The following is a 1889-nucleotide window of genomic DNA, read 5'->3' on the forward strand; positions in this document are numbered from 1 at the left end:
CGGATAGAGCTAACCAGGCATAGATAATTTTGCTAAAACAGCCTCAATTTTACATTATGTATATTGTGCGCATCGCGTTATGACCACTCAACTCAATTTGCTACCTAACGGCTCAAAAGAGCAAGTTATCTTGCCAGAAAAACGCAATTTATCGAATCTCAATAATTGGTCAATTTCACCACTTTGCTAGTTGAAGTAAAAATAGCCTCCAAACGCCCATAATGATAAAATTAGTTATTCTTTACTCACCTATACATACCCAGCTTGAAGTCTTCTGATATTTTTTGTGACGTTCTCGATAACGCCCTTTTACACCTGTATTTAACCGTGGCTGAAACTGAACGGTTTATCCCTAAAGCTAAGCGTAATGAAATTTTAGTGCGCTATCTCAAACCTATGATTAAAGATAAGCGGTTTAAGGATGGTAAAAAGGAAATAAGGAGTTTGATGTCATTAGGCCGTATGGCATCGTGTGACTTAGAAGCTAAATTAGTTGAGCTTCAAGAGTTGTCACAGCGTTATGACCAATATGCGAGTGAGGCCAAGCGTCTGTTTGACTTATTAACGCGAATTGAATCGGAATTAGGCATACCTACAAAATTTTTGAATGTACTTGGTGATAGTCAAACATTCCCGAACACCATTTATATGCTGCAAGAGCATGTAGAGAATGGTTTTATCGTTTCAGGTGAGCAGGTTGCGCCTGTGTCACTGTTCTTAGAGTCGGATAAGGTAACGACTCTAGTCGATTTCATTAATGGTACAGGCTTGTTCCTAGCTGAAATACAGCAACACAATGAAGACGCTAAACAAGGGCATATCGTATTGCACCCTGTAGGTAAAAGGTAAGATATGACGGCTACTGTATATGTTGTTGAAAAAAACGAACGTGGCCTGTTAATTTTTCATCAAAAGACATGCTGGTTTGTAGGAGATAAAGTGATTGATACAAGAGCTTCTTATACTGCTGTTGCAGCGTTTAAGAAATTCGGGAAAACGTACCCAGGACTTGGCCCTTGTAGACAATGTTGTGCAGGGCTTGCCAATGGTTTTTATACCGTGGCGAGCAATCCCGTTCCAATTGCATTTAAACTTGAAGATTGGCTTCAAAAGCGTAAGCAATGTGAGTAAGGACGAAGTGTTATGGCAATCTTAACTTATGTGATTGAGAACCCAGGCTCCAGTAATCCAGTGTTACATGCTGCATGGTGTCCAAATGTTGGCCTGGTGGTTTCTGAAGTTGGTTTGTTTGTGGGGTGTTATACGGCCATGGAACAATCCAAAACACAGTACCCAAACTTAAAAGCTTGTCATTATTGTTGTGGGGCTATTTCGTGCTGAGGCATTTTACCTCTTAGCCATTAGTAAACTGATTTTACAGAGAGAGGTTGTTGAGTGAAGTCCAATCAAAGCTGGTTAGAAGTTAAAAAACAACTTAAGTATTGTAGTGAAAGGGAGCTCCTAGGTTTAGTTCAGGAGCTTTACAAGTTAAATTCGAACAATAAAGAATACTTAAATGCTAAGTTTCTTGCAGGAATAAATCCCCAACAAAAAGATGAATTTATAAAAGAAATAATTAACACCATAAGAACATTGTGGCAGAAATCCTTTCATGACCCCTATGGTTATGGAGGAGGAGTAGTAAGAGTAAAAATATCGCCAATCAAAGCCCCTCTTGTTACTTATAAGAAAGCAGTAGGCGTTGATGGTGGTTATATTGCTGTTTTGGCCGAATACATTATTTATGGTCAGATATTTTTAGAGCGAAATTGCGCCGAAATGTCAGATACTGCATTGAATAGTATTAATAGCGTTGCAAAGGAATTGTTTGTATTGCTGGCTAATGAAGATAAGTACATTAATTCATTGTCATCTAAGCAGTTGGAGAA

The 1889-nt window shown here is 38.6% G+C and carries 3 protein-coding genes; all 3 read left to right on the forward strand.

What is annotated here, in order from left to right; translation table 11 throughout:
- Positions 1-264: 264 nt before the first annotated feature.
- Complete coding sequence (locus L2748_RS23705; RefSeq protein WP_248957805.1) at positions 265-849, forward strand: DUF2913 family protein; 585 nt, start codon at positions 265-267, stop codon at positions 847-849.
- 3 nt (positions 850-852) lie between these two features.
- On the forward strand, positions 853-1131 hold the full coding sequence (locus tag L2748_RS23710) for a hypothetical protein (RefSeq protein WP_248957806.1): 279 nt from the start codon (positions 853-855) through the stop codon (positions 1129-1131).
- A gap of 264 nt (positions 1132-1395) precedes the next feature.
- A partial coding sequence (locus L2748_RS23715) for a hypothetical protein (RefSeq protein WP_248957807.1) occupies positions 1396-1889 on the forward strand: 494 nt, incomplete at its 3' end.

The sequence above is a fragment of the Shewanella sairae genome (genome assembly GCF_023283535.1).
GTDB classification, from domain to species: Bacteria; Pseudomonadota; Gammaproteobacteria; order Enterobacterales; family Shewanellaceae; genus Shewanella; species Shewanella sairae.